Annotated in this window: 22 protein-coding genes; 17 read left to right on the forward strand and 5 right to left on the reverse strand. The window is 71.3% G+C overall.

Translation table 11 applies throughout. The features are described from left to right. The first annotated feature begins 11 nt into the window (after nt 1-11). The 5 genes from fasR to fabF all read left to right on the forward strand — a co-directional run bounded on the left by fasR (nt 12) and on the right by fabF (nt 4,968). Nucleotides 12-1,217: a CdaR family transcriptional regulator gene (fasR, locus tag ACFW47_RS02080; protein ID WP_217252297.1), complete on the forward strand. Its 1,206-nt coding sequence runs from the start codon at nt 12-14 to the stop codon at nt 1,215-1,217. Nucleotides 1,218-1,306: 89 nt separating this feature from the next. Beyond that, nucleotides 1,307-2,227: an ACP S-malonyltransferase gene (locus ACFW47_RS02085; RefSeq protein WP_386279086.1), complete on the forward strand. Its 921-nt coding sequence runs from the start codon at nt 1,307-1,309 to the stop codon at nt 2,225-2,227. A 16-nt stretch (nt 2,228-2,243) separates the two neighbouring features. Then, on the forward strand, nt 2,244-3,275 hold the full coding sequence (locus ACFW47_RS02090; protein WP_386279084.1) for a ketoacyl-ACP synthase III: 1,032 nt from the start codon (nt 2,244-2,246) through the stop codon (nt 3,273-3,275). A gap of 76 nt (nt 3,276-3,351) precedes the next feature. After that, entirely contained in the window at nt 3,352-3,600 is a 249-nt protein-coding gene (locus ACFW47_RS02095) for an acyl carrier protein (RefSeq protein WP_125506686.1), read from the forward strand. Between the two features lie 87 nt (nt 3,601-3,687). Beyond that, the gene (fabF, locus tag ACFW47_RS02100; protein WP_386279082.1) at nt 3,688-4,968 is read left to right on the forward strand and encodes a beta-ketoacyl-ACP synthase II; all 1,281 of its coding nucleotides are present in this window, start codon (nt 3,688-3,690) and stop codon (nt 4,966-4,968) included. 79 nt (nt 4,969-5,047) lie between these two features. Here fabF and ACFW47_RS02105 read toward each other — a convergent pair whose 3' ends face one another. Then, nucleotides 5,048-5,542 (reverse strand): DUF3145 domain-containing protein, encoded by a 495-nt coding sequence (locus ACFW47_RS02105; protein ID WP_073722735.1) that lies wholly within the window; start codon nt 5,540-5,542, stop codon nt 5,048-5,050. Nucleotides 5,543-5,800: 258 nt separating this feature from the next. On the opposite strand from ACFW47_RS02105, the gene ACFW47_RS02110 reads away from it, so the two are divergent. The 3 genes from ACFW47_RS02110 to ACFW47_RS02120 all read left to right on the forward strand — a co-directional run bounded on the left by ACFW47_RS02110 (nt 5,801) and on the right by ACFW47_RS02120 (nt 9,343). Then, nucleotides 5,801-6,730, forward strand: a complete 930-nt coding sequence (locus ACFW47_RS02110; protein ID WP_386279079.1) for an SGNH/GDSL hydrolase family protein — start codon at nt 5,801-5,803, stop codon at nt 6,728-6,730. 39 nt (nt 6,731-6,769) lie between these two features. Beyond that, nucleotides 6,770-7,747 carry an aldose epimerase family protein gene (locus ACFW47_RS02115; RefSeq protein ID WP_386304413.1) on the forward strand — a complete coding sequence of 326 codons (978 nt, stop codon included), beginning with the start codon at nt 6,770-6,772 and terminating at the stop codon, nt 7,745-7,747. Between the two features lie 276 nt (nt 7,748-8,023). After that, a complete protein-coding gene (locus ACFW47_RS02120) occupies nt 8,024-9,343 on the forward strand; it encodes a pyroglutamyl peptidase (RefSeq protein WP_386304415.1) in 1,320 nt (439 codons plus the stop codon). On the opposite strand, the gene ACFW47_RS02125 is transcribed toward ACFW47_RS02120, so the two are convergent. The 3 genes from ACFW47_RS02125 to ACFW47_RS02135 form a co-directional block, all read right to left on the reverse strand. Continuing rightward, nucleotides 9,279-10,139, reverse strand: a complete 861-nt coding sequence (locus ACFW47_RS02125; RefSeq protein ID WP_386304416.1) for an EI24 domain-containing protein — start codon at nt 10,137-10,139, stop codon at nt 9,279-9,281. The two genes, ACFW47_RS02120 and ACFW47_RS02125, sit on opposite strands and share 65 nt — an antisense overlap. A 116-nt stretch (nt 10,140-10,255) precedes the next feature. Then, nucleotides 10,256-10,675 (reverse strand): organic hydroperoxide resistance protein, encoded by a 420-nt coding sequence (locus ACFW47_RS02130; protein ID WP_102930817.1) that lies wholly within the window; start codon nt 10,673-10,675, stop codon nt 10,256-10,258. A 118-nt stretch (nt 10,676-10,793) separates the two neighbouring features. Beyond that, on the reverse strand, nt 10,794-11,816 hold the full coding sequence (locus ACFW47_RS02135; RefSeq protein WP_386279070.1) for an NADP-dependent oxidoreductase: 1,023 nt from the start codon (nt 11,814-11,816) through the stop codon (nt 10,794-10,796). Nucleotides 11,817-11,943: 127 nt separating this feature from the next. Here ACFW47_RS02135 and ACFW47_RS02140 point away from each other — a divergent pair, with 127 nt between their 5' ends. After that, complete coding sequence (locus ACFW47_RS02140) at nt 11,944-12,384, forward strand: MarR family winged helix-turn-helix transcriptional regulator (protein WP_386279068.1); 441 nt, start codon at nt 11,944-11,946, stop codon at nt 12,382-12,384. A 52-nt stretch (nt 12,385-12,436) separates the two neighbouring features. Here the strand turns inward: ACFW47_RS02140 and ACFW47_RS02145 are convergent, their stop codons facing one another. Beyond that, nucleotides 12,437-13,135, reverse strand: coding sequence for a hypothetical protein (locus ACFW47_RS02145; protein ID WP_386304419.1), 699 nt, complete (start codon nt 13,133-13,135; stop codon nt 12,437-12,439). Between the two features lie 215 nt (nt 13,136-13,350). Here ACFW47_RS02145 and ACFW47_RS02150 point away from each other — a divergent pair, with 215 nt between their 5' ends. From ACFW47_RS02150 to ACFW47_RS02185, 8 genes are all read left to right on the forward strand, one after another. Continuing rightward, nucleotides 13,351-14,517, forward strand: a complete 1,167-nt coding sequence (locus ACFW47_RS02150; RefSeq protein WP_386279064.1) for a mandelate racemase/muconate lactonizing enzyme family protein — start codon at nt 13,351-13,353, stop codon at nt 14,515-14,517. After that, complete coding sequence (locus ACFW47_RS02155; protein ID WP_386279062.1) at nt 14,514-15,518, forward strand: zinc-binding dehydrogenase; 1,005 nt, start codon at nt 14,514-14,516, stop codon at nt 15,516-15,518. The genes ACFW47_RS02150 and ACFW47_RS02155 overlap by 4 nt, the downstream gene beginning before the upstream one ends. Before the next feature lie 165 nt (nt 15,519-15,683). Further along, on the forward strand, nt 15,684-16,655 hold the full coding sequence (locus ACFW47_RS02160) for a hypothetical protein (RefSeq protein ID WP_386279060.1): 972 nt from the start codon (nt 15,684-15,686) through the stop codon (nt 16,653-16,655). Between the two features lie 95 nt (nt 16,656-16,750). After that, the gene (chvE, locus tag ACFW47_RS02165; protein WP_386279058.1) at nt 16,751-17,860 is read left to right on the forward strand and encodes a multiple monosaccharide ABC transporter substrate-binding protein; all 1,110 of its coding nucleotides are present in this window, start codon (nt 16,751-16,753) and stop codon (nt 17,858-17,860) included. Nucleotides 17,861-17,892: 32 nt separating this feature from the next. Continuing rightward, nucleotides 17,893-19,452 (forward strand): multiple monosaccharide ABC transporter ATP-binding protein, encoded by a 1,560-nt coding sequence (mmsA, locus tag ACFW47_RS02170; RefSeq protein ID WP_386279056.1) that lies wholly within the window; start codon nt 17,893-17,895, stop codon nt 19,450-19,452. Further along, nucleotides 19,449-20,690, forward strand: coding sequence for a multiple monosaccharide ABC transporter permease (gene mmsB, locus ACFW47_RS02175; RefSeq protein WP_386279054.1), 1,242 nt, complete (start codon nt 19,449-19,451; stop codon nt 20,688-20,690). Before mmsA ends, mmsB begins: the two co-directional genes overlap by 4 nt. Nucleotides 20,691-20,754: 64 nt before the next feature. After that, nucleotides 20,755-21,903 carry an aldose epimerase family protein gene (locus ACFW47_RS02180; protein WP_386304422.1) on the forward strand — a complete coding sequence of 383 codons (1,149 nt, stop codon included), beginning with the start codon at nt 20,755-20,757 and terminating at the stop codon, nt 21,901-21,903. 102 nt (nt 21,904-22,005) lie between these two features. Then, nucleotides 22,006-23,649 carry a pyridoxal phosphate-dependent aminotransferase gene (locus tag ACFW47_RS02185; RefSeq protein ID WP_386279050.1) on the forward strand — a complete coding sequence of 548 codons (1,644 nt, stop codon included), beginning with the start codon at nt 22,006-22,008 and terminating at the stop codon, nt 23,647-23,649. Nucleotides 23,650-23,671 lie beyond the last annotated feature (22 nt).

Genomic DNA, 23,671 nt, shown 5'->3' on the forward strand with positions numbered 1-23,671 from the left:
GTCTTGTCCCCGTGCCCGAACCCGAAACCAGCAAGCCAGAGCCCGCGGCGCGCGCCGTCCATCCGCACACCGCGACCCTGAAGCGGCTGGAGCAGTCCTCCGGATCGCTCGCCGCGCAGGCCATCGCGCGCATGGACGAGACCCTGCCGTGGTACCGGGCCATGCCACCGGAGAACCGTTCCTGGATCGGGCTGGTGGCCCAGGCGGGCATCGCCGCGTTCACCGAGTGGTTCCGGCGGCCGGACGCGCCCCAGGCCATCTCCACCGACGTCTTCGGCACCGCGCCGCGCGAGCTGACCCGGGCGATCACGCTGCGGCAGACCGTGGAGATGGTGCGGACGACCATCGAGGTGATGGAGTCCGCCATCGACGAGGTCGCCGCGCCCGGTGACGAGTCGGTGCTGCGCGAGGCGCTGCTCGTGTACGCCCGGGAGATCGCCTTCGCGACCGCCCAGGTGTACGCGCAGGCCGCCGAGGCACGCGGTGCCTGGGACGCGCGGCTGGAGTCGCTGGTGGTGAACGCCGTGCTCAGCGGGGAGGCCGACGAGGGAGCCGTGTCCCGGGCGGCCGCGCTGGGGTGGAACTCGCCCGAGCATGTCTGCGTCGTGCTCGGCACCGCGCCCGACGGGGATTCCGAGCTGACCGTGGAGGCGATCCGGCGGGCGGCCCGGCACGCCAAGCTCCAGGTGCTGACCGGGGTGCTCGGGGACCGGCTGGTGGTGATCGCGGGCGGCAGCGACAACCCGCTCGCCGTCGCCAAGTCGCTGATCGGGCCGTTCGCGCAGGGGCCGGTGGTGGCCGGTCCGGTGGTGCCCGACCTGCTCGCCGCGACCCGGTCCGCGCAGGCCGCCGCCGCCGGTCTCAAGGCCTGCACCGCCTGGCAGGACGCCCCGCGCCCGGTACTGGCGGACGATCTGCTTCCGGAGCGCGCGATCGCCTCCGACCCCTCGGCCCGCGTGCAGTTGGTGGAGGAGATCTACAGACCGCTGGAGGAAGCCGGGGCGGCGCTGCTGGAAACACTCAGCGTCTACCTCGAACAGGCGAGCAGCCTCGAAGGGGCCGCCCGGATGCTCTTCGTTCACCCGAACACCGTGCGCTACCGGCTCCGACGTGTGACTGACGTCACCGGATGGTCACCCTCTGATGTACGGTCTGCGTTCACACTGCGGATCGCGCTCATCCTGGGGCGTCTGGCCGATGGAGATCCGCAACTCTAGACTTTTGTGGGGGGCCTACAAAACCCCCTCGTGTTCTTCGTCCCTGTCCCCACGGGCGGCCGCGCCCGTCCACAAGAGAGAGTGTGAGAGTGCTCGTACTCGTCGCTCCCGGCCAAGGCGCCCAGACGCCCGGCTTCCTGACTGACTGGCTCGCCCTTCCCGGCGCCGCCGACCGCGTCGCCGCGTGGTCCGACGCCATCGGACTCGACCTCGCCCACTACGGCACCAAGGCCGACGCGGACGAGATCCGTGACACGTCCGTCGCCCAGCCGCTGCTGGTCGCCGCGGGCCTGCTGTCCGCCGCGGCACTCGGTGACATCGCGCCCGGCGCGGTCGCCGGCCACAGTGTCGGTGAGATCACCGCCGCCGCGTTCGCCGGCGTCCTCGACGACACCGCCGCACTGGCCCTCGTACGCAAGCGGGGTCTGGCCATGGCGGAGGCCGCCGCGGTCACCGAGACCGGCATGTCGGCGCTGCTCGGCGGCGACCCCGAGGTGAGCGTGGCGCACCTGGAGAAGCTCGGCCTGACCCCGGCGAACGTGAACGGCGCCGGTCAGATCGTGGCGGCCGGCACCATGGAGCAGCTGGCCGCGCTGAACGAGGACAAGCCCGAGGGCGTGCGCAAGGTCGTCCCGCTGAAGGTGGCCGGAGCGTTCCACACGCACCACATGGCGCCCGCCGTGGACAAGCTCGCCGAGGCCGCGAAGGCGCTCACGCCCGCCGACCCGAAGGTGACGTACGTCTCCAACAAGGACGGGCAGGCCGTCGCCTCCGGTACCGAGGTGCTGGAGCGCCTGGTCGGACAGGTCGCCAACCCGGTCCGCTGGGACCGGTGCATGGAGACGTTCAAGGAGCTCGGCGTCACCGCGCTGATCGAGGTGTGCCCTGGCGGGACCCTGACCGGCCTGGCCAAGCGTGCGCTCCCCGGTGTGAAGACGCTGGCCCTGAAGACCCCCGCCGACCTGGACGCGGCCCGTGAACTCGTCGCCGAGCACGGCCGGCAGGCCTGACAAGGAGCGCGAGAGCATGTCGAAGATCAAGCCCAGCAAGGGCGCCCCGTACGCGCGCATCCTCGGTGTCGGCGGCTACCGCCCGACCCGGGTCGTGCCGAACGAGGTGATCCTCGAGAAGATCGACTCGTCCGACGAGTGGATCCGCTCGCGCTCCGGCATCGAGACCCGGCACTGGGCGGGTCCGGACGAGACCGTCGCCGCGATGTCGATCGAGGCGTCCGGCAAGGCGATCGCGGACGCCGGCATCGACGCCACGCAGATCGGCGCCGTGGTCGTCTCGACCGTGTCGCACTTCAGCCAGACCCCGGCCGTCGCGACGGAGATCGCCGACAAGCTGGGCACCGACAAGGCCGCCGCCTTCGACATCTCGGCGGGCTGCGCGGGCTTCGGCTACGGTCTGACGCTGGCCAAGGGCATGATCGTCGAGGGTTCGGCGGAGTACGTCCTGGTCATCGGCGTGGAGCGGCTGAGCGACCTGACCGACCTGGAGGACCGGGCCACGGCCTTCCTGTTCGGTGACGGCGCGGGCGCGGTCGTGGTCGGCCCCTCCCAGGAGCCGGCGATCGGCCCGACCGTCTGGGGATCGGAGGGCGACAAGTCCGAGACGATCAAGCAGACGGTCCCCTGGGACCGCTTCCGGATCGGCGACGTCTCCGAGCTGCCCCTCGACTCCGAGGGCAACGTGAAGTTTCCTGCGATCACGCAGGAGGGCCAGGCGGTGTTCCGCTGGGCCGTGTTCGAGATGGCGAAGGTCGCCCAGCAGGCGCTGGACGCGGCCGGGATCAGCCCGGACGACCTGGACGTCTTCATCCCGCACCAGGCCAATGTGCGGATCATCGACTCGATGGTGAAGACACTGAAGCTGCCGGAGCACGTCATGGTCGCCCGTGACATCCGCACCACCGGCAACACCTCGGCCGCCTCGATCCCGCTCGCGATGGAGCGGCTCCTGGCGACCGGCGAGGCGAAGAGCGGCGACACCGCGCTCGTCATCGGCTTCGGGGCGGGTCTCGTCTACGCCGCGACGGTCGTTACCCTCCCCTAGGCACTCCGTGCCGGATCATGCGGTCCGGTACGGAAACAAGCCACACACTCTGGAACATCTACGAAGGAGCGCCATCATGGCCGCCACTCAGGAAGAGATCGTCGCCGGTCTCGCCGAGATCGTGAACGAGATCGCCGGCATCCCGGTTGAGGACGTCCAGCTGGACAAGTCCTTCACCGACGACCTGGACGTCGACTCGCTGTCCATGGTCGAGGTCGTCGTCGCCGCCGAAGAGCGCTTCGACGTCAAGATCCCGGACGACGACGTCAAGAACCTCAAGACGGTCGGTGACGCGACCGAGTACATCCTCAAGCACCAGAGCTGATCACCCGATCACTGCCTCTGGGCTGACTGCCCCGCCACCCGGCGGTGGCGCCGTACGAATCCGTATCCCGTTGGAGAAAGAATTCCCGTGAGCCCGACCAAGCGCACCGTGGTCGTCACCGGTATCGGCGCAACCACACCGCTGGGTGGCGACGCAGCCTCGACCTGGGAGGGCCTGGTCGCCGGCAAGTCCGGCGTCAAGCCCCTGGAGCAGGAATGGGCCGCCGACCAGGCGGTCCGCATCGCCGCACCCGTCGCCGTGGACCCCTCCGAGGTCATCCCGCGGCCGCAGGCCCGCCGACTGGACCGCTCGGCCCAGTTCGCGCTGATCGCCGCGCAGGAGGCCTGGAAGGACGCCGGTTTCACCGGCAAGGCCGGCGAGGCCGGTGAGGGCGGCACGGTCGACCCCGACCGGCTCGGCGCGGTCATCGCCTCCGGCATCGGCGGCGTGACGACCCTGCTCGACCAGTACGACGTGCTCAAGGAGAAGGGCGTCCGCCGCGTCTCCCCGCACACCGTCCCCATGCTCATGCCGAACGGCCCCTCCGCCAACGTGGGTCTGGCCGTGGGCGCCCGCGCGGGCGTGCACACGCCGGTCTCCGCCTGCGCGTCGGGCGCCGAGGCCATCGGCTACGCCATCGAGATGATCCGCACCGGCCGCGCCGACGTCGTCGTCGCGGGCGGCACGGAGGCGGCGATCCACCCGCTGCCCATCGCCGCGTTCGGCAACATGATGGCGATGTCCAAGAACAACGACGATCCGCAGGGCGCCTCGCGTCCCTGGGACACGGGCCGTGACGGCTTCGTCCTCGGTGAGGGCGCCGGCGTCCTCGTCCTGGAGTCCGCCGAGCACGCCGCCGCGCGCGGTGCCCGCGTCTACGCGGAGGCGGTCGGTCAGGGCGTCTCCGCCGACAGCCACGACATCGTGCAGCCGGAGCCGGAGGGCCGCGGCATCTCGCACGCCCTGCAGAACCTGCTGGACCGCTCCGACCTCGACCCGGCCGAGATCGTGCACGTCAACGCGCACGCCACCTCGACGCCGGCCGGTGACATCGCCGAGCTGAAGGCGCTGCGCAAGGTCCTCGGCGACGACGTCGACCACATGGCGGTCTCCGGCACCAAGTCGATGACCGGTCACCTCCTCGGTGGCGCGGGCGGCGTGGAGTCCGTGGCGACCGTGCTCGCCCTGTACCACCGGGTGGCGCCGCCGACCATCAACGTCGAGAATCTCGACCCGGAGGCCGAGGCCAACGCGGACATCGTGCGCGGTGAGGCCCGGAAGCTCCCGGTCGAGGGCCGTATCGCCGCGCTGAACGACTCGTTCGGCTTCGGCGGTCACAACGTGGTGCTGGCGTTCCGCACGGTCTGAGCGGCTCCCGTAGGCATGTGAAAGGGCCCCACCGGTCGGTGGGGCCCTTTCACACATGCCCGTGTACGGCGCCCGGGACTCAGACCACCTGGTGCAGCCAGCGCACCGGGGCGCCCTCGCCGGCGTAGCGGAAGGGCTCCAGCTCGTCGTCCCAGGGCTTGCCGAGGAGCTTGGCGATGTCAGACTCCAGGTCGCTCTCGCCGTGCTGGGAGCGGGTCAGGGCGGCCCGCAGCCGGTCCTCGGGGACCAGGATGTCGCCGTGGATGCCGGTGACGGCGTGGAAGATGCCGAGGTCGGGGGTGCAGCTGTAGCGTTCCCCCTCGGCGTTCGCGGACGGCTCCGCGGTGACCTCGAAGCGCAGCAGCTGCCAGCCCCGCAGCGCGGAGGCGAGCTTGGAGGCGGTGCCGGCCTGGCCCTGCCAGGAGAACTCCGAGCGCCAGGTGCCGGGCGCGGCGGGCTGCCTGATCCAGTCCAGGCTGACGCGCGTGCCGAGCACCCCGGCGACGGCCCACTCGACGTGCGGGCAGAGCGCGCGCGGCGCGGAGTGCACGTACAGAACTCCACGTGTCGTCACCGGAACCTCCGGGCTGAGCGGGACATCTCGGAACGGGTGGAACGGCCCGTGGCCGGGCGGGCCACGTTGATGGCGAGGCTACCGTGCGCCGGGGCGCGGAGTGTGACGTACCGTCGGTCCCGGTGCCGACAAACCTCCGCCATTCACCCGGCAGGACGCTTGTACGGGTGTGAGACGTCGCATCGCCTCCCCCGGGAACCCTCGCGCGGTGTCATGGGTTGAGCACACTGGAGGCACGAGACGAGGGACGGGACCGGCATGGGGCAGGGCAGGGAGGAGCGCGGGGCGCGGCGCGTCCGCCGCCGTTCGCGTGCCGCACTCGCCGTCCGCGCCGCGGCCGTCCTGACCGCGGCCGTCGTCGGCGCGACGGGCTGCGACGCGGTGGGCGGCGACTCCCCCGCCCCGTCCGGCTCCGCGTCGAAGAGCCCGAAGCCCGCTCCGCTGTGGGACACCAGCCCCGAGTCGGTCGCCGCCGTGGGCGACTCCATCACACGCGGCTTCGACGCGTGCGCGGTCCTGTCGGACTGTCCCGAGGTCTCGTGGGCCACCGGCACCAGCGCCGAGGTCGACAGTCTGGCCGTACGGCTGCTGGGGAAGGCGCGGGCGGCGGAGAACAGCTGGAACTACGCGGTCACCGGCGCCCGGATGGCGGACCTCAAGGAGCAGGTGACGCGGGCTGCGGCGCGGAAGCCGGAGCTGGTGGCGGTGATGGCCGGGGCCAATGACGCGTGCCGGGCCACGACCTCCGCGATGACGTCGGTGGCCGACTTCCGGGCTCAGTTCGAGGAGGCGATGGGCGTCCTGCGCGAGAAGCTGCCGAAGGCGCAGGTGTACGTCGCGAGCATCCCGGACCTGAAGCGGCTGTGGTCCCAGGGGCGCACCAACCCGCTGGGCAAGCAGGTCTGGAAGCTGGGCATCTGCCCGTCGATGCTGGCGGACGCGGACGCGCTGGACTCGGCGGCGGTCCTGCGGCGCAACACCGTGCGGGACCGGGTGGAGGACTACAACGCGGTGCTGCGGGACGTCTGCGCGAAGGACCGGCGGTGCCGCACCGACGGCGGGGCGGTGCACGAGTTCCGGTTCGGCACGGACCAGTTGAGCCGCTGGGACTGGTTCCACCCGAGCGTGGACGGCCAGGCGCGGCTGGCGGAGATCGCCTACCGCGCGGTCACCGCGAAGAAACCCTGACCCGCTCTGACCTGGGCGGCGTGTCCTAGAGTTCCGCACATGAACGAACTCTTCGGCACACTTCCCGACGGCACCCCCGTCCACCGCTGGACCCTTCAGCGGGCCGGCGTACGGGTGCGGATCCTGTCGTACGGCGGGATCGTGCAGTCGGCCGAGGTCCCGGACCGGGACGGGAACAGTGCCGACGTGGTGCTGGGGTTCGCCGGTATGGACGGTTATCTGGCGCACCCGGAGCCCTACTTCGGGGCGCTCGTGGGCCGCTACGCCAACCGGATCGCGGGCGGCCGCTTCCCGCTGGACGGGCGGACGTACGCGCTGGCGCTCAACAACGGGCCGAACTCGCTGCACGGCGGTGAGCGCGGCTTCGACAAGCGCGTGTGGGACGTGGCGCCGGTGGCGGACGGTGTCCGGCTGAGCCGGGTCAGCCCGCACGGCGAGGAGGGCTTCCCGGGGCGGCTGGAGATGTCGGTGACGTACGCGCTGGACGCGTCGGGTGCGCTGCGCATCGTCTACGAGGCGGTCACCGACGCGCCGACCGTGCTCAACCCGACCAACCACAGCTACTTCAACCTGGGCGGGCCCCGGTCCGGGCACACGGGCGGTCACGAGCTGCGGCTCGCCGCCTCCCGGATCACGCCGGTCGACGCCGACCTCGTCCCGGAGGGCGCGCCTCAGGACGTGACGGACACGCGCTTCGACTTCCGGCGCTCGCGCAAGGTCGGCTCCGGCTACGACCACAACTTCGTCCTGGACAAGGGCGTGACGGACACCGCCGTCGAGGTCGCCGAGCTGTACGACCCGGCGTCGGGGCGGGTGCTGACCGTGTCGACGACCGAGCCGGGCCTCCAGCTGTACACCGCCGACCACCTGGGCGAGCCCTTCGCGCCCGGCGACGGTGTCGCGCTGGAGACGCAGCACTTCCCCGACTCCCCGAACCGTCCGGAGTTCCCCAGCACGGTGCTGCGGCCGGGTGAGGTGTTCCGCTCGGAGACGGTGTACGGCTTCTCCGTGCGGTAGCGGTGCGTCGGGCGTTGCCCGCGGTACTGAGCCCCGGCCCGGCCGTCAGGTCCCGGGCCGGGGCTGCTCGCGGGGGCCACGCCGTCGCGCGGCGGCCCGTCTCAGACGTTAATCGCCGCCGGGATCCGGTGGCCGGTGATCGGATGTCCGGACCGGAGTTCGTACGAACCCTTCACAAACGTCCGGGAGCCGGTCGCCGTAGCGCGCGTCCCTTCCGTCACGCGATACTGCCGCCGTCCGCAGCGCACCTCTCGGCGACGGAAGGCCTGGACTCCCTTGACAGACATACGCGTTCGAACCGGCGTACTCGGACTGGCCCTGGTGGCGGGACTCGTGGCCCCCGCGACGGCCACGGCGGCTCCCCCGGCCCCCGCCACCGCCCACGCTCCCACCGTCGAGGAACGGCGGCTCGACGGAGAGGTGCCCCGGGAGATCCTGCGGCGCTCCGGGTTCGCCGGGGCGGCACCGGCGTTCGCCCGCGGACTCGGGCGGGCCGACTCCTACCGGGAGGCCCGCCGCCTCGTCGCGCGCGAGGGCTCGGCGCTGTGGCGGCGGGCGGTGGACCGGGCGCAGGGACGGGGACCCGCCGGCGGGGACATGGCGCGGGACGACGACCGTCCGCTCTACTGGGCCCGGCTCGGGATGACCCGGGAACTGCGCACCTGGCATCCGGGGTTCCGGCTGACGGAGCGGCAGCGGGACGCGCTGCTCGGCGTGCTGGAGCGCACCTCGCGCGGCCAGACCGACATCGACCTGCCCGGCGGGGAGCAGCGGGGCAAGGGGCTCAAGCGGGTCCTGCTCACCGGCTTCGACCCGTTCACCCTGGACCGCGACATCCGGATCTCCAACCCGTCCGGCGCCGCCGCGCTCGCGCTGGACGGCACCGTGATCCAGACCGAGGCGGGTCCCGCGCGGGTCGAGACGGCCGTGTTCCCGGTGCGGTGGCGGGACTTCACGCGAGGGGCGGTGGAGGAGGCGCTGCGGCCGTACCTGCCGCGGGTGGACCTGTTCACGACCGTGAGCCAGGGCCGGGTCGGGCGGTTCGACGTGGAGCGGACCAACGGGGCGTGGCGGGGCGGCTTCCCGGACAACGACAACGTCTCCCGTACGGAGACGGTGCCCGTGGCCGATCCGGCCGCGCAGCCACAGTGGACGGCCACGACGCTGCCGTACGAGGCGATCACGGCCGCGGACACCGGCCGGTTCCCCGTGTACGACAACACGAGCGTGACGGAGATCCCGGCGGGCGGCACGGAGGCGGTCGTACGGCCGGGCGGGCCGACGCCCGGTTCGACGGCCCGGGCGGGCGGCGGCGGGGACTACCTCTCCAACGAGATCGCCTACCGGGCGACCCTGCTGCGGGACCGGCTCGGACTGCGCGGCACGCTGCCGGGCGGGCACGTCCACACGCCGGTGCTGCGGTTCGGGGACGGGAACACCGACCCGGCGACGGGGACGGTCACCGACCCCGCGTTCGTGCGGAACCGGCTGGACATCGTGGCGCAGGTGCGGTCGATCGTGGCGGTGGCGGTCAGCGCGTCGGAGCCGGACCGGCGGGACCGGTCGGACCGGTCGGACCGGTCGGACCGGAACTGACCGTCTGGCCGGCGGAGCCGCCGTCGGGACGGCCCTCGTCGCTGTCCCGGATCTCCTCGCCCAGCAGTTCGCGGGCGAGGAGGGTGGCCCCGGCGACCGCGCCCGGCATCAGGAACACCGCGACGAAGGGCACCAGGAAGGACACGGCCAGCGGGGTGCCGTAACCCCAGACCAGTGTCTTGCGGGCGCGCAGGAGGGCGAGCCGGTCGCGCAGCCCGACGCCGCGGCGCTGGAGGGCGACGGAGGTCAGCTCCTCGGTGAGGAAGAAGCCGGTGACGAAGAGGCCGGCCACCGGGACGACCGTCTGCCCGACGACCGGGATGAAGCCGAGGGCGAAGAGCAGTACGCCCCACAGGGCGGCGCGGACGAGGATGCGGAGGCTGTCGCGGCCCGAGATCCACAGCTCGCGCAGGAGCGGCAGGTCCGACTCGGGAGCGGTGCCGTCCGGGGAGACGTCCCGGTCGACGCGCTCGGAGAGGCTCTCGTAGAAGGGCTGGCCGATCAGGAGGGTGACCGCGGTGAAGGTGAGGACGGCCAGGAGCAGCGCGAGGGCGAAGAGGACGACGGTGAGGAAGCCGCGGAAGAGGCCGGACCAGGAGCTCGACCAGTCGTCGGCGAAGGGGGTCGCCCAGGCGACGAAGTCCGTGCCCCACAGTGCCAGCGACACCAGCGCCGCCACGTACAGGACAAGGGTGATCAGGCCGGGGACCAGCCCGAAGCCGTAGCTCTTGCCGTGCCGGGCCACCCAGCGCTGGCCCTTCAGAAGATGACCGAATCCCGCCCCAAGATCGCGCATGGGCGGAACTCTACCGGGACCGTGCCGGCCGGGCGGGCGCCGCCGCAGCACGCCGGAGGCCGCACCCGCGTGCGCCGGGTGCGGCCTCCGGTGAGTCCTGCGCGACGGGCTCGCCGTCAGACGAGCGTCACGGTGATGTTGCCGCGGGTCGCCTTCGAGTACGGGCAGACCTGGTGGGCCTTCTCCACGAGCGAGCGCGCGGTGGCGGCGTCCACCGACGGGATCTCGGCGGAGATCTCGACGATGATGCCGAAACCGTCGTCGTTCTTGCCGATGCCGACCTTCGCGGTGACGGTCGAGCCGGAGACGTCGGCGCCCTCCTGGCGGGCCACGACGGCGAGCGCGCCCTGGAAGCAGGCGCTGTACCCGGCGGCGAACAGCTGCTCCGGGTTGGTGCCGGCGCCGCTGCCGCCCATCTCCTTGGGCGGGTTCACGACCACGTCGAGCTTGCCGTCATCGGTGGCGACCCGGCCGTCGCGGCCGTTCTCGGCGGTGGCGACGGCGGTGTAGAGGACCTCGGACTGCTGAATGGGCATGCGGTTGTCTTCCTCCTCGGTCCGCCGTGACTCGCGCCCACGACCACGACGGATTTCGGAAAGACGCTACCGCATGCCGGAAATTCAGTGAAGGCCGCTCCTCCCCCGCGCGGAATCGTCAGAGCTTGACGATCATCTTGCCGGTGTTGTCGCCGCGCAGGACGCCGAGGAACGCCTCCAGGTTGTTCTCGATGCCCTCGACGACCGTCTCGCGGTACTTCAGCTCGCCGGAGCGGACCCAGGGGCCGACCTCCTGGACGAACTGGGGCTGGAGGTCGTAGTGGTCGCCGACCAGGAAGCCCTCGATGCGGCCGCGGGTCTGGATCAGGCGGGCGAGGTTCTTCGGGCCGGGGGCGGGCTCGGTGTTGTTGTAGACGGAGATCGCGCCGCAGATGGCGATGCGGCCGTCCCGGTTGAGGGACCCGATGGCGGCCTCCAGGTGGTCGCCGCCCACGTTGTCGAAGTAGACGTCGACACCGTCCGGGGCGGCGGCGCGCAGCTGCTCGCTCACCGGGCCGTCCTTGTAGTTGAAGGCGGCGTCGAAGCCGTACTCGTCGAGGAGCAGCTTGACCTTCTCGTCCGAGCCCGCCGAGCCGATGACGCGGGAGGCGCCCTTGAGCTTGGCGATCTGGCCGACCTGGCTGCCGACGGCGCCCGCGGCACCGGAGACGAAGACGGAGTCGCCCTCCTTGAAGGACGCGGTGCGCAGCAGCCCGGCGTAGGCGGTCAGGCCGGTCATGCCGAGCACGCCCAGGTACGTCGACAGCGGCGCCGCCTCCGGGTCGACCCGCACCGCGTTCTTCGCGTCCACGGCGGCGTACTCGCGCCAGCCGAAGAAGTGCAGGACGTGGTCGCCGACGGCGATGCCCTCGGCGTTGGAGGCGACGACCTCGCCCACCGCGCCGCCCTGCATGGGCTTGCCCAGCTCGTAGGGGGCGACGTAGGACTTGGCGGCGCTCATGCGGCCGCGCATGTAGGGGTCGACGGAGACGTACAGGTTGCGCACGAGCACCTGGCCCTCGCCCGGGGTGGGCAGCTCGGCCTCGACGAGGGAGAAGTCCTCGGGCTTGGGCCAGCCGACCGGGCGGCTGTCCAGGTGCCATTCGCGGTTGACGGCGGGGAGGGAGGGGGAGTCGGTCATGGGTTCGCCTTTCCTGCGGCGGGAAGGGGGTCTCGCGGTCGTCTCGGTGTTCCAGTTGTTTCAGGTCCTGAAACAACCATGCGGCTGGACATTTCAGGTTGTCAAACAAATGGGTACCCTGGATTCCATGGCCACACCACGCGACACGACCCGTCGACCCGACGCACTCACCCTCGAAGTCGTCGAGCTGATCGGCGAGGTCGTGGCCCGCTTCCACGCCGACTACGAGGAGGCGGCCGCGGAGCGCGCGCTGACCGGCGCGCAGGCCAAGCTGCTCAGCCTGCTCTCGCTGGAGCCGCTGCCGATGCGGAAGCTGGCGCAGAAGCTGAAGTGCGAGCCGTCGAACGTGACCGGGATCGTGGACCGGCTGGAGGCGCGGGGGCTGGTCGAGCGACGGCCCGATCCCGGCGACCGGCGGGTGAAGGTGGCGGCGGCGACGGACGAGGGGCGCCGGGTCGCGCGAGGGCTGCGGGAGTCCCTGCGCTTCGCGCGGGAGCCGCTCGCCGGGCTGTCGGAGGGTGAGCGGGTGGCCCTGCGGGACGCGCTGCGGAGGATGCTGGAGGAGTGAGGCGGGGTGCCGCCGCACCCACCCGGGTCGTCCCGCGCCCTGCGGGACCGGGCTACGTGCACCACCACAGGAAGCGGTCGCACGTTTCGGTGGGGGTGGGCTCCGGCGAGGTCGTCGGGGTGGGGGTGGTGGTCGGGGGCGGGTCGGCCGGGGACGCCGTCGGGCGGTCCGGGGTGTCGGGTGCGTCCGGAGCCGAGGCCGCAGGGCGCGACGGGCCCCCGCCCTCCTCGGCCGTTTCCTGGCTCTCCGCCGACGCGGACCCAGAGACCGACGCGGACGGCGAGGCCGACGCCGAAGTCGACGCGGAGGCGTCCGGGGAGGGCGTGCCCGAGGTCGAGACCTTGTCCGAAGCCGCGTCGACCGGCACGGCGGACGTCTCCCCCACCTCCCGCGTGGCCTCGCCGTCCGTGGACTCGCCACCGGCCGCCGCCGGTTGCGGCGGGGTTCCCGGGGCGTCCAGGCCGAGTTCCGCGAGGCTCAGCCCGCCGACGGCCAGGACGAAACCGGCGGTGACGAACAGGACCCGGCGGCGGCGCCTGCGGTGTGCGGCGGCCTTGCGGTCGCGGCGCCCGGCCCGCCCGCCGGCAGAGGGCTCGCCGGACACCACCGCCGCCTCGGCTCGCGGCGGCGGCACCTCCTCGGCCTCCGTCAAGTGCGGTTCTGCGGCGCGGAGTTCCCCGGCGGGCGTGCCGCACCCCGGGCAGGCGAGGGCGCCGTTCAGGTGCCGTCGGCACGGGTGGCAGTAGTCCATGACGCGGGAAGGTTAAGTTCCGGGGCGGACGTGTTCCTAGAGGCGGCTGTGAAGGTTGTGTGCCGAAGCCGCCGCGGCCGCCCCTCGCCGTACTTTCGAAACTGCCGAAACCGTTATGTGTCCGACCCATTGACACCCCCGCCGCCCCCTCCTTACTGTCACGCCAGCATTTCGAACGAGTGACGAGATATCGAACATAGCGAAGGGCAACCGCCGTGCGCATCACCGGAATCAGCACACACGTGGTCGGGACGCCGTGGCGCAACCTGACGTACGTTCAGGTGCACACCGACGAGGGGATCACTGGAGTCGGCGAGACCCGGATGCTGGGGCACACCGACGCTCTCCTCGGCTATCTGAAGGAGGCCGAGGCCAACCACATTCTGGGCTCCGACCCGTTCGCCGTCGAGGACCTGGTCCGCCGCATGAAGTACGGCGACTACGGCCGCGCCGGCGAGATCGTGATGTCCGGCATCGCCGTCGTGGAGATGGCCTGCTGGGACATCAAGGGCAAGGCCCTCGGGGTCCCGGTCTGGCAGCTGCTGGGCGGCAAGGTCACCGACAAGGTGAAGGCATACGCCAACGGGTGGTACACGACGGAGCGGACCCCGGAGGCCTACCACAAGGCCGCGCAGGGGGTCATGGAGCGCGGTTACCGTGCACTGAAGATCGACCCGTTCGGCACCGGGCACTTCGAGCTCGACCACGAGCAGACGCTGTACGCCGTGTCGCTGATCGAGGCGGTGCGGGACGCGATCGGACCGGACGCCGAGCTGATGCTGGAGATGCACGGCCGGTTCTCGCCCTCCACCGCCGTCCGGCTCGCGCGTGAACTCGCGCCCTACAAGCCGGCCTGGCTCGAGGAGCCGGTCCCGCCGGAGAACCTCAAGGCGCTGAGGAAGGTCGCCGAGAAGGTCGACATCCCGGTCGCCACCGGTGAGCGCATCCACGACCGGATCGAGTTCCGCGAGCTGTTCGAGGACCAGTCGGTGGACGTCGTCCAGCCCGACGTCGGTCACATCGGCGGCATCTGGGAGACCCGCAAGCTGGCGGCGACCGCCGAGACGCACTACACGCTCGTCGCGCCCCACAACGTGGGCGGTTCCGTCCTCACCGCCGCCTCCCTCCAGGTCGGCTTCACCTCCCCGAACTTCAAGATCCTGGAGCACTTCAACGACTTCGCGGACGCGGAGATCAAGAAGGTCGTCAAGGGCGCGCCGGTGGTGGACCCGGAGGACGGCTGCTTCCACCTGTCCGACGCGCCCGGCCTCGGCGTCGAGCTGGACACCGACGCGGCGGCCGAGTTCCCCCAGCAGCAGGCGCGCTTCGACCTGTGGGCCGAGGGCTGGGAGCAGCGCAAGCCCAAGGGGACCGGGGCATGAGCGGCGCGGTCGTCGTCGAGGCGCCGGGCGAGTACCGGCTGGCGCCCCACGAGCCGCGCGACCCCGGTCCCGGCGAGGCGCTGGTGCGGGTGCACGCGGCCGGCATCTGCGGCAGCGACCGCGAGGTGTGGCAGGGCAACCGGCCCGAAGGATACGTGCGTTACCCGCTCACCCCGGGCCACGAGTGGTCGGGGACCGTGGAGCGGGTCGGCGCCGGGGTGCCCGGCTCCCTCGCCGGGCGCAAGGTGGTCGGTGAGGGCTTCCGCAACTGCCAGGTGTGCGACCGCTGCCACGCGGGCGAGACGACGCTGTGCACGGCCGGCTACGAGGAGACCGGGTTCACGCAGCCGGGTGCCATGGCGCCCACGCTGACCCTGCCCGCGCGGCTGCTGCACGTGCTGCCCGACGACGCCGACCTCACGGCGGCCGCCCTGCTGGAGCCCGCCGCCTGCATCGCCGCCGCCGCGCTCAAGGCGAACGCCCGCCCGGGCGAGCGGGTCGCCGTGGTCGGCACCGGGACGCTCGGCATGTTCGCCGTGCAGTTCCTGCGGGCCGCCTCGCCCGGCGAGCTGCTGGTCGTCGGCACCCGCGGGGACCGGGAGGCGCTGTCGAGACAGTACGGCGCGACGGATTTCCGGACCAAGGACCAGCTCCTCCCGGACGACTTCGACGTCGTCGTCGAGACCGCCGGGTCCGCCGACGCCGCCCGCACCGCCGCCGCACTGCTGCGCCGGGGCGGCCGCCTGGTCCTGACCGGCATCCCGGCGCCGGGCGCCGACGGGCTCGACCCCACCGATCTCGTGGTGCGTCAGCTGGAGGTGCACACCGTGTTCGGTGCGGCGCCGGACGCCTGGGCGCACACGGTACGGGTCTTCGCGGCCGGTCTGCTCGACCCGCGGCCGCTGGTCACCCACGAGCTGCCGCTCGCCGAGTTCCCCGAGGCCATCGAGCTGGTGGGGTCCGGCGACCCGAAGGTCGGCAAGGTGCTGCTGCATCCCTGACCCCGCCCCTTGAGCCGTACGCCGGTACGGGGGCGACCTGACGGCCTCCGTACCGGCGTACCTCCACTCCGAGGCTTTTCGTACCCAACGTCGCGAACCCTGTCCGACATGTCGAACACGGCATGCCGGGTGCGGACTCCGGCGCATCGAACCTAAGGAACGCTTGTGACCGACGCTTCCGCCAAGGCCGCCGCACGCAGGCCCGGTGAGCAGGCGCTCACCGCGCTCGGCCTGGCCGCGCCCGCCCTCGACCCCGCCGACGCCTCGCCGCACTCCTTCCCGGGCGGCGGCCGCTGGCGCACCGAGATCCCCTCCTGCGAGGGCCCGGAGGCGCTGGGGGTGGTGCTGAAGGAGTCCTCGCGGCTGGACGTGCCGATCCACCGGATCAGCCAGGGCAGCGGCGTGTGGATGCTGACCGACGCCGAGATCACCGAGATGGTCGAGGCCACCGCCGAACGAGACATCGAGCTCTGCCTGTTCACCGGCCCGCGCGGCACCTGGGACATCGGCGGCTCCACCCGGACCGACTCCGGCGGCGCGGGTCTGCGCGCCCGTGGCCACGACGCGGTCGCCGGGTGCGTCGAGGACGCCGTACGGGCCACCGAGCTGGGCGTCAAGTGCCTGCTCGTCGCCGACGAGGGCGTGCTGTGGACGCTGCACCGTGCGCGGGCGGCCGGCATCGTCCCCGCCGACACCACGCTCAAGCTCTCGGCGCTCGTCGGGCCGGTCAACCCGGCCTCGTACGCGGTCTACGAAGGGCTCGGCGCCGACTCCATCAACGTGCCCAGCGACCTGACGCCGGATCACCTGACCGAAATACGGCGGGTTTCGGCCGCGCCGATGGACATGTACATCGAGGCCCCCGACGACCTGGGCGGCTACGTGCGGATGTACGAGATCGCCGAGCTGATCCGGCGCGGCGCCCCGCTGTACCTGAAGTTCGGCCTCTCCAAGGCGCCCGGGATCTATCCGTACGGCCATCACCTGCGGGAACTGACGCTGGCCACCGCGAAGGAGCGGGTGCGGCGCGGCCGGCTCGCCCTCGATCTGCTCGCCCGGCACGGGGCGGACGGGGAGATGGCGCCGCTGGGTTCGCGGCTGCCCGGCTCGCTCAACCGGTTCGAGATCTCGTCATAACGTTCCGGAAACTCCCTTCACAAAAGAAGACACGACCGCGCACAATCCCACACACCTGCGTCGCCGTTCCAGCCCTCACCTCAAGGATGATGACCATGCGCAACCGCAGAGCCGCACTCGCCGCCATAGCCTCCGCCGCCTCGCTCGCCCTGACGCTGACCGCCTGCGGCCAGAACAGCGAGGGCGGCAGCGAGGAGGACAAGGGAGGCGGCGACGGTGCCACCATCGGCATCGCGATGCCGACCAAGTCCTCCGAGCGCTGGATCTCCGACGGCGCCAACGTCGAGAAGGAACTGAAGGCCAAGGGCTACGAGACCAAGCTCGTCTACGGCGAGGACGACCCGGACCAGCAGGTCTCGCAGATCGAGAACATGATCACGCAGGGCGTGGACGCCCTGATCATCGCCGCGATCGACAACAAGTCCCTGGGCAACGTCCTCCAGCAGGCCAAGGACGCCGACATCCCGGTCATCTCCTACGACCGGCTGATCCTCGGCACGGAGAACGTCGACTACTACGCCTCGTTCGACAACGAGAAGGTCGGCGAACTGCAGGGCTCGTACATCGTGGACAAGCTCGGGCTGAAGGCGGGCGAGAAGGGCCCCTTCAACATCGAGCTGTTCGCCGGCTCCAACGACGACAACAACACCAAGTACTTCTTCAACGGCGCGATGAACGTCCTGAAGCCGTACCTGGACAAGGGCCAGCTCGTCGTCCGCTCCAAGCAGACCGACCTCAACCAGGTCACCACCCTGCGCTGGGACGGCGGCACCGCGCAGAAGCGCATGGACGACCTGCTCACCTCCAGCTACCGCAGCGCCCGCGTCGACGCGGTGCTCTCGCCCTACGACGGCATCTCCATCGGCATCCTCTCGGCCCTGAAGTCGGACGGCTACGGCTCCGGCAGCAAGCCCATGCCGGTCGTCACCGGCCAGGACGCCGAGATCGCCTCGGTGAAGTCGATCATCGCGGACCAGCAGACCCAGACCGTCTACAAGGACCTGCGCGAACTCGCCAAGGTCGCCTCGAACATGGTCGACGCGGTCCTGAACGACAAGAAGCCCGAGGTCAACGACACCAAGTCGTACGACAACGGTGCCAAGGTCGTCCCCGCCTACCTGCTGCAGCCGGTCAGCGTCGACAAGTCCAACTACAAGGAGACCCTCGTCGACGGCGGCTACTACACCGAGGACCAGCTCAACTAACCGGGTCCCTACAAGGATTGGAAGGCACGACCATGGCGGGACCCGTCCTGGAAATGCGCTCGATCGTCAAGACCTTTCCCGGTGTCAAAGCGCTGTCGGACGTCACGCTGACCGTCCGCCAGGGCGAGGTCCACGCCATCTGCGGGGAGAACGGCGCCGGCAAGTCGACCCTGATGAAGGTGCTCTCCGGCGTCCATCCGCACGGCAGTTACGAGGGGGACATCCTCTTCGAGGGCGAGACCTGCCGGTTCCGGGACATCCGGGCGAGCGAGCAGCACGGCATCGTGATCATCCACCAGGAGCTGGCGCTGGTGCCGTACCTGTCCATCGCGGAGAACATCTTCCTCGGCAACGAGCACGCCAAGCGCGGCCTGATCGACTGGAACGAGACCCTCAGGCACGCCACCGAACTGCTGCGCCGGGTCGGTCTCGACGAGCACCCCGAGACCCGCGTCGCCGACATCGGCGTGGGCAAGCAGCAGCTCGTGGAGATCGCCAAGGCGCTGTCGAAGAAGGTGAAGCTGCTCATCCTCGACGAGCCGACCGCGGCGCTCAACGACGAGGACAGCGGCAAGCTCCTCGACCTGATCCTTCAGCTGAAGGAACAGGGCATGACCTCGATCATCATCTCGCACAAGCTGAACGAGATCCGCCGGGTCGCCGACTCGGTGACGATCATCCGCGACGGGCAGTCCATCGAGACGCTCGACGTGAAGGCGGCGGAGACCACCGAGGACCGGATCATCTCCGGGATGGTCGGCCGGGACCTGGAGAACCGCTTCCCGGAACGCACCCCGCACCACCCCGAGGAAGGCACCGCGCCCGCCCTGGAGATCCGCAACTGGACCGTGCACCACCCCATCGACCAGCAGCGCAAGGTCGTCGACGACGTGTCGATCGAGGTGCGGCGCGGCGAGATCGTCGGCATCGCCGGGCTGATGGGCGCCGGCCGCACCGAGCTGGCGATGAGCGTCTTCGGCCGCACCTACGGCCGGCACGCGGGCGGCACCGTCCTCAGGGACGGCGTGGAGGTCCGTACGAAGACCGTCCCCGAGGCTGTCGGGCACGGCATCGCCTACGTCACCGAGGACCGCAAGCACTACGGCCTCAACCTCATCGACACCATCAACCGGAACATCTCGCTGACCGCGCTGGGCAAGGTCGCCAAGCGGGGCGTGGTCGACGAGCACGGGGAGCGGCAGGTCGCCGAGGGCTACCGGAAGTCCATGAACATCAAGGCGCCGACCGTCTTCGAACCGGTCGGCAAGCTGTCGGGCGGCAACCAGCAGAAGGTCGTCCTCAGCAAGTGGATCTTCGCCGGTCCCGAGGTGCTGATCCTGGACGAGCCCACCCGGGGCATCGACGTGGGCGCCAAGTACGAGATCTACACGGTCATCGACCAGCTGGCCGCCCAGGGCAAGGCGGTCGTCTTCATCTCCTCCGAACTGCCCGAGTTGCTCGGCATGTGCGACCGCATCTACACGATGGCCGCCGGCCGGCTGACGGGTGAGTTCTCACGGGCCGAGGCCTCGCAGGAAGCGCTGATGCGTCGGATGACGAAGGACACGAAGGACAAAGAGGTAACCCGATGAGCACGGACGTGACCGCGAAGACCCCGGCCCCGGCGCCGCCCGGCTCAGGCGGTTCGGCCGCCGGCGGCCTGTGGCGGCTGATGCTCGACGGCCTGCGCCGCAACATGCGGCAGTACGGCATGCTGATCGCCCTCGGCCTGATCGTGGCCCTGTTCGCCGTCTGGTCCGACGGCGACCTGCTGCTGCCGCGCAACGTCTCCAACCTGGTGCTGCAGAACAGCTACATCCTGATCCTCGCGATCGGCATGATGCTGGTCATCATCTCGGGCCACATCGACCTGTCGGTCGGCTCCCTGACCGCGTTCACCGGCGCGCTGGCCGCCGTACTGATGGTCAGGAACGACCTCCCCTGGCCGGTCGCCGTGCTGCTGTGCCTGGCCATCGGCGCCGCCGCGGGCGCGATGCAGGGATTCTTCATCGCCTACCTCGGCATACCGTCGTTCATCGTGACCCTGGCGGGCATGCTGCTCTTCCGCGGTCTGACGGAGATCTTCCTGGAGGGCCAGACCCTCGGCCCGTTCCCCAAGGACCTGCAGAAGATAGCCAACGGCTTCCTGCCCGAGGTCGGCCCGGAGACCAACTACCACAACCTCACCCTGCTGCTGGGCTTCGCGCTGATCGCCTTCGTGATCTACCAGGAGGTCCGCGACCGCAAGCGGCAGCAGGAGTTCGCGCTCGAGGTGCTGCCGGCCAAGCTGTTCCTGCTCAAGCTGGTCGCGCTGGTCTCCGCCGTCCTCGTGGTCACGCTGCTGCTCGCCAGCTACAAGGGTGCCCCGATCGTGCTGCTCATTCTGGGCGTGCTGGTCGTCGGGTTCGGCTACCTGATGCGCAACGCGATCATCGGCCGCCACATCTACGCCATCGGCGGCAACCTGCCCGCGGCCAAGCTGTCGGGCGTGAAGGACAAGAAGGTCACCTTCCTGGTCTTCCTGAACATGGGCATGCTCGCGGCCCTGGCGGGTCTGGTCTTCGCCGCCCGCTTCAACGCGGCCTCGCCCAAGGCCGGCCTCAACTTCGAGCTGGAGGCCATCGCCGCCTCGTTCATCGGCGGCGCGTCGATGAGCGGCGGCGTCGGCACGGTCCTCGGCGCGATCATCGGCGGCCTGGTCCTGGGCGTGCTGAACAACGGCATGAACCTCGTCGGCATCGGCACCGACTGGCAGCAGGTGATCAAGGGCGCCGTGCTGCTGGCGGCGGTCGGGTTCGACGTGTGGAACAAGCGCAGGGTCGGTTCGTAACGGATCTCGGGCCCCGCCGCCGAGGCGGGGCCCGCTTCTTTTCACGGAAGTACAGGAGCCGCACATGGAACTGAGCAGACGTACGGTCATCGCATCGGCGGCCGCCGCCGGCCTGACGGCCACCGCGGTGGGCGGCACGGCACACGCCACGGGAGGCAGGAAGCCGGTGAAGGACCTCTTCGGCAGGCTCGCCGACGGCACGAAGGTGTACCGCTGGTCGCTGGAGAACGGCGGCACGCGGATGAAGGTGCTGTCGTACGGCGGCGTCGTCCAGTCCCTGGAGATCCCCGACCGCCGGGGCCGCCACGAGAACGTCTCCCTGGGCTTCGACAACCTCGACGACTACGTGGCCTCCAGCCCCTACTTCGGCGCCCTGATCGGCCGCTACGGCAACCGCATCGGCCAGGGCCGCTTCACCCTGGACGGCACGGCGTACCAGCTCTCCGTCAACGACGGCGCGCAGAGCCTGCACGGCGGCGCCCAGGGCTTCGACAAGCGGGTCTGGGACGTCGAGCCGTTCACCGACGGCCCCGACGTCGGCCTGGTCCTGCACTACACCAGCGTCGACGGCGAGATGGGCTACCCGGGCACGCTCCGGGCGAAGGTGACGTACACGCTCACCCGGCGCGGCGAGTGGCGCATCGACTACGAGGCCACCACCGACCAGGCCACCGTCGTCAACCTCACCAGCCACGTCTACTGGAACCTGGCCGGCGAGGGCAGCGGCACGATCGAGGACCACGAGCTGTCGATCGCCGCCTCCCGCTACACGCCCACCGACGCGGGTCTGATCCCGACGGGCGAACTGGCGAAGGTGTCCGGCACGCCCTTCGACTTCCGGCGCGCCAAACCGATCGGCCGGGACCTCCGCGACGCCCACCCGCAACTGGTCACCGCCAAGGGCTTCGACCACAACTGGGTGCTGGACAAGGGCGTCACCGACCGCCCCGAGCACATCGCCACCCTGCGCGAGCGCGCCTCCGGCCGCACCCTGCGCATCGCCACCGACCAGCCCGGTCTGCAGTTCTACTCGGGCAACTTCCTCGACGGCACGCTCACCGGCACCGGCGGCTCGCTCTACCGGCAGGGCGACGCCCTGTGCCTGGAGACGCAGCACTTCCCCGACTCGCCGAACCAGCCGTCGTTCCCGTCGACCGTGCTGCGGCCGGGGCAGACGTACCGGACGACGACGGTCCACTCGTTCGACGCGTGAGGACACACTTTCTTCACAGGTGTTGAACGGCGTCACTCGTCCCTCCGTATGTAAGGGCGGCCCGCGCTCCCCCGCGCGGGCCGCCCACAGACGGAGGTCCACTTGTCCGGCAACGTCACCTCGTTGTTCCGCAGCACCGCGGCGCACAGCCCGTCGATGGCGGCGCTGACGCGGGAGAGCGGCGGCGAGGCGGGCGCGGGCCCGGTGGACTTCTGCATCCCCTGCAACCCGTACTTCCCCACCCCGGCGATGTTCGACGAGATGGCCGGCCGGCTGCGCGAGATCATCACGTACTACCCGAGCGGCGCCGACACCATCACGGCCGAGCTGTGCGGCCTGCTGCGACTGCCCCCGCAGTGCGTGGCGATGGGCAACGGCTCCACCGAGCTGATCACCTGGATCGACCACCTGCTGGTCCGCGAGTCCCTCGCCGTCCCCGTCCCCACCTTCGGCCGCTGGACCGACCAGCCGATGGAGACCGGCAAGCGGGTCGACATGTACCCGCTCCAGGAGTCCGGCGGCTTCGCCCTCGACCTCGCCCGGTACGCCGAGTTCGTCCGGGCCCGGGGGACGCGGGCGGTGGTGGTCTGCAACCCCAACAACCCCGACGGCGGCTATCTGCACAAGCAGGAGCTGGTGCGGTTCATGGACGCGATGGCCGACCGGGACCTCGTCGTGATCGACGAGTCCTTCCTGGAGTTCGCGGACGCGGAGGCGGAACCCAGCGTCGTGCAGGAGGCGACGCTGCGCCCCAACGTCGTCGTCCTGCGCAGCCTCGGCAAGAACTTCGGCCTGCACGGCATCCGTTTCGGCTACCTGGTCGCCAACCCGGCGCTGGCCGGCCGGGTGCGCGCCATGCTGCCGAAGTGGAACCTCAACTCCCTCGCGGAGCACGTGGTGTTCATGCTGCGCGACCACGGGCCGGAGTACGCGCGGAGCCTCCACCAGGTGCGCCGCGACCGTCTGGAGATGGCCAGTCAGCTCTCCGCGCTGCCCGGTCTGACCGTCTATCCCTCCCAGGGCAACTTCCTCTTCGTGCGCCTCCCCGTGGGCGCCGAGGGCACCGTGGTCCGGGACCGGATGCTCACCGAGCACCGGATCCTGGTCCGTGAGTGCGGCAACAAGATCGGTTCGTCCAGCCGCTTCCTGCGTCTCGTGGTGCGCCCCCAGGTGGACGTGCGTCGCCTGGTGTCCGGCCTGGAACAGGTGCTCTACGGGTCCGGGAGGGGAGCCGCCGTGCCCGAGCCCGCTACCGGGACCGGCTACAGCTCGGGCACGGCGGCGGTGGACCGCCTGGTGAGCGAGACCAACGGGGCCGGGATGCGGGCGCTCTCCGACCGGCCGGCCGGCCCTCCGGGGCTCCCCGCCGCGCCCGCCGCCGGCACCGGCGTGCCGCTCCCCGCCGCGGTGCCCGTCGCCCCGGCGGCGGCCACCGCCGGCCCGATGCCGGTGCCGGCCCCTCCGCAGGCCCCGCAAGCGGCGCCCGCCCCCCAGCCGGCGCCGTATCCCGGACCGGTGCCGGCCCCCCACCCGGCACCGGTCCCCCAGTCCGCGCCCGCCCCGTCGCCGTACCCGGCACCCGCCCCGGCCGCGGCGGTCCAGTACCCGGCGCCCGCCGCCCCCACCCCGCCCGGCGTCCCGGCCCGCGGCGGACTCACGGCGGCCCAGGTCAGGGGGACCGACGGCCTGCAGACGGTCCCGGCGACGGGGTGGCCGGGACCGGCGAGCATGGGCCGGACGGGCTGACGGGCCGCCCCCCCTGCCACCG

It is taken from the genome of Streptomyces sp. NPDC058796 (genome assembly GCF_042745235.1).
GTDB lineage: Bacteria > Actinomycetota > Actinomycetes > Streptomycetales > Streptomycetaceae > Streptomyces.

Coding starts and splice junctions, on each gene's coding strand:
- ACFW47_RS02090 (WP_386279084.1), top strand. CDS start 2,244: ATGTCGAAGATCAAGCCCAGCAAGGGCGCCCCGTACGCGCGCATCCTC.
- ACFW47_RS02095 (WP_125506686.1), top strand. CDS start 3,352: ATGGCCGCCACTCAGGAAGAGATCGTCGCCGGTCTCGCCGAGATCGTG.
- ACFW47_RS02110 (WP_386279079.1), top strand. CDS start 5,801: ATGGGGCAGGGCAGGGAGGAGCGCGGGGCGCGGCGCGTCCGCCGCCGT.
- ACFW47_RS02115 (WP_386304413.1), top strand. CDS start 6,770: ATGAACGAACTCTTCGGCACACTTCCCGACGGCACCCCCGTCCACCGC.
- ACFW47_RS02125 (WP_386304416.1), bottom strand. CDS start 10,139: ATGCGCGATCTTGGGGCGGGATTCGGTCATCTTCTGAAGGGCCAGCGC.
- ACFW47_RS02130 (WP_102930817.1), bottom strand. CDS start 10,675: ATGCCCATTCAGCAGTCCGAGGTCCTCTACACCGCCGTCGCCACCGCC.
- ACFW47_RS02135 (WP_386279070.1), bottom strand. CDS start 11,816: ATGACCGACTCCCCCTCCCTCCCCGCCGTCAACCGCGAATGGCACCTG.
- ACFW47_RS02140 (WP_386279068.1), top strand. CDS start 11,944: ATGGCCACACCACGCGACACGACCCGTCGACCCGACGCACTCACCCTC.
- ACFW47_RS02145 (WP_386304419.1), bottom strand. CDS start 13,135: ATGGACTACTGCCACCCGTGCCGACGGCACCTGAACGGCGCCCTCGCC.
- ACFW47_RS02155 (WP_386279062.1), top strand. CDS start 14,514: ATGAGCGGCGCGGTCGTCGTCGAGGCGCCGGGCGAGTACCGGCTGGCG.
- chvE (WP_386279058.1), top strand. CDS start 16,751: ATGCGCAACCGCAGAGCCGCACTCGCCGCCATAGCCTCCGCCGCCTCG.
- mmsA (WP_386279056.1), top strand. CDS start 17,893: ATGGCGGGACCCGTCCTGGAAATGCGCTCGATCGTCAAGACCTTTCCC.
- mmsB (WP_386279054.1), top strand. CDS start 19,449: ATGAGCACGGACGTGACCGCGAAGACCCCGGCCCCGGCGCCGCCCGGC.
- ACFW47_RS02180 (WP_386304422.1), top strand. CDS start 20,755: ATGGAACTGAGCAGACGTACGGTCATCGCATCGGCGGCCGCCGCCGGC.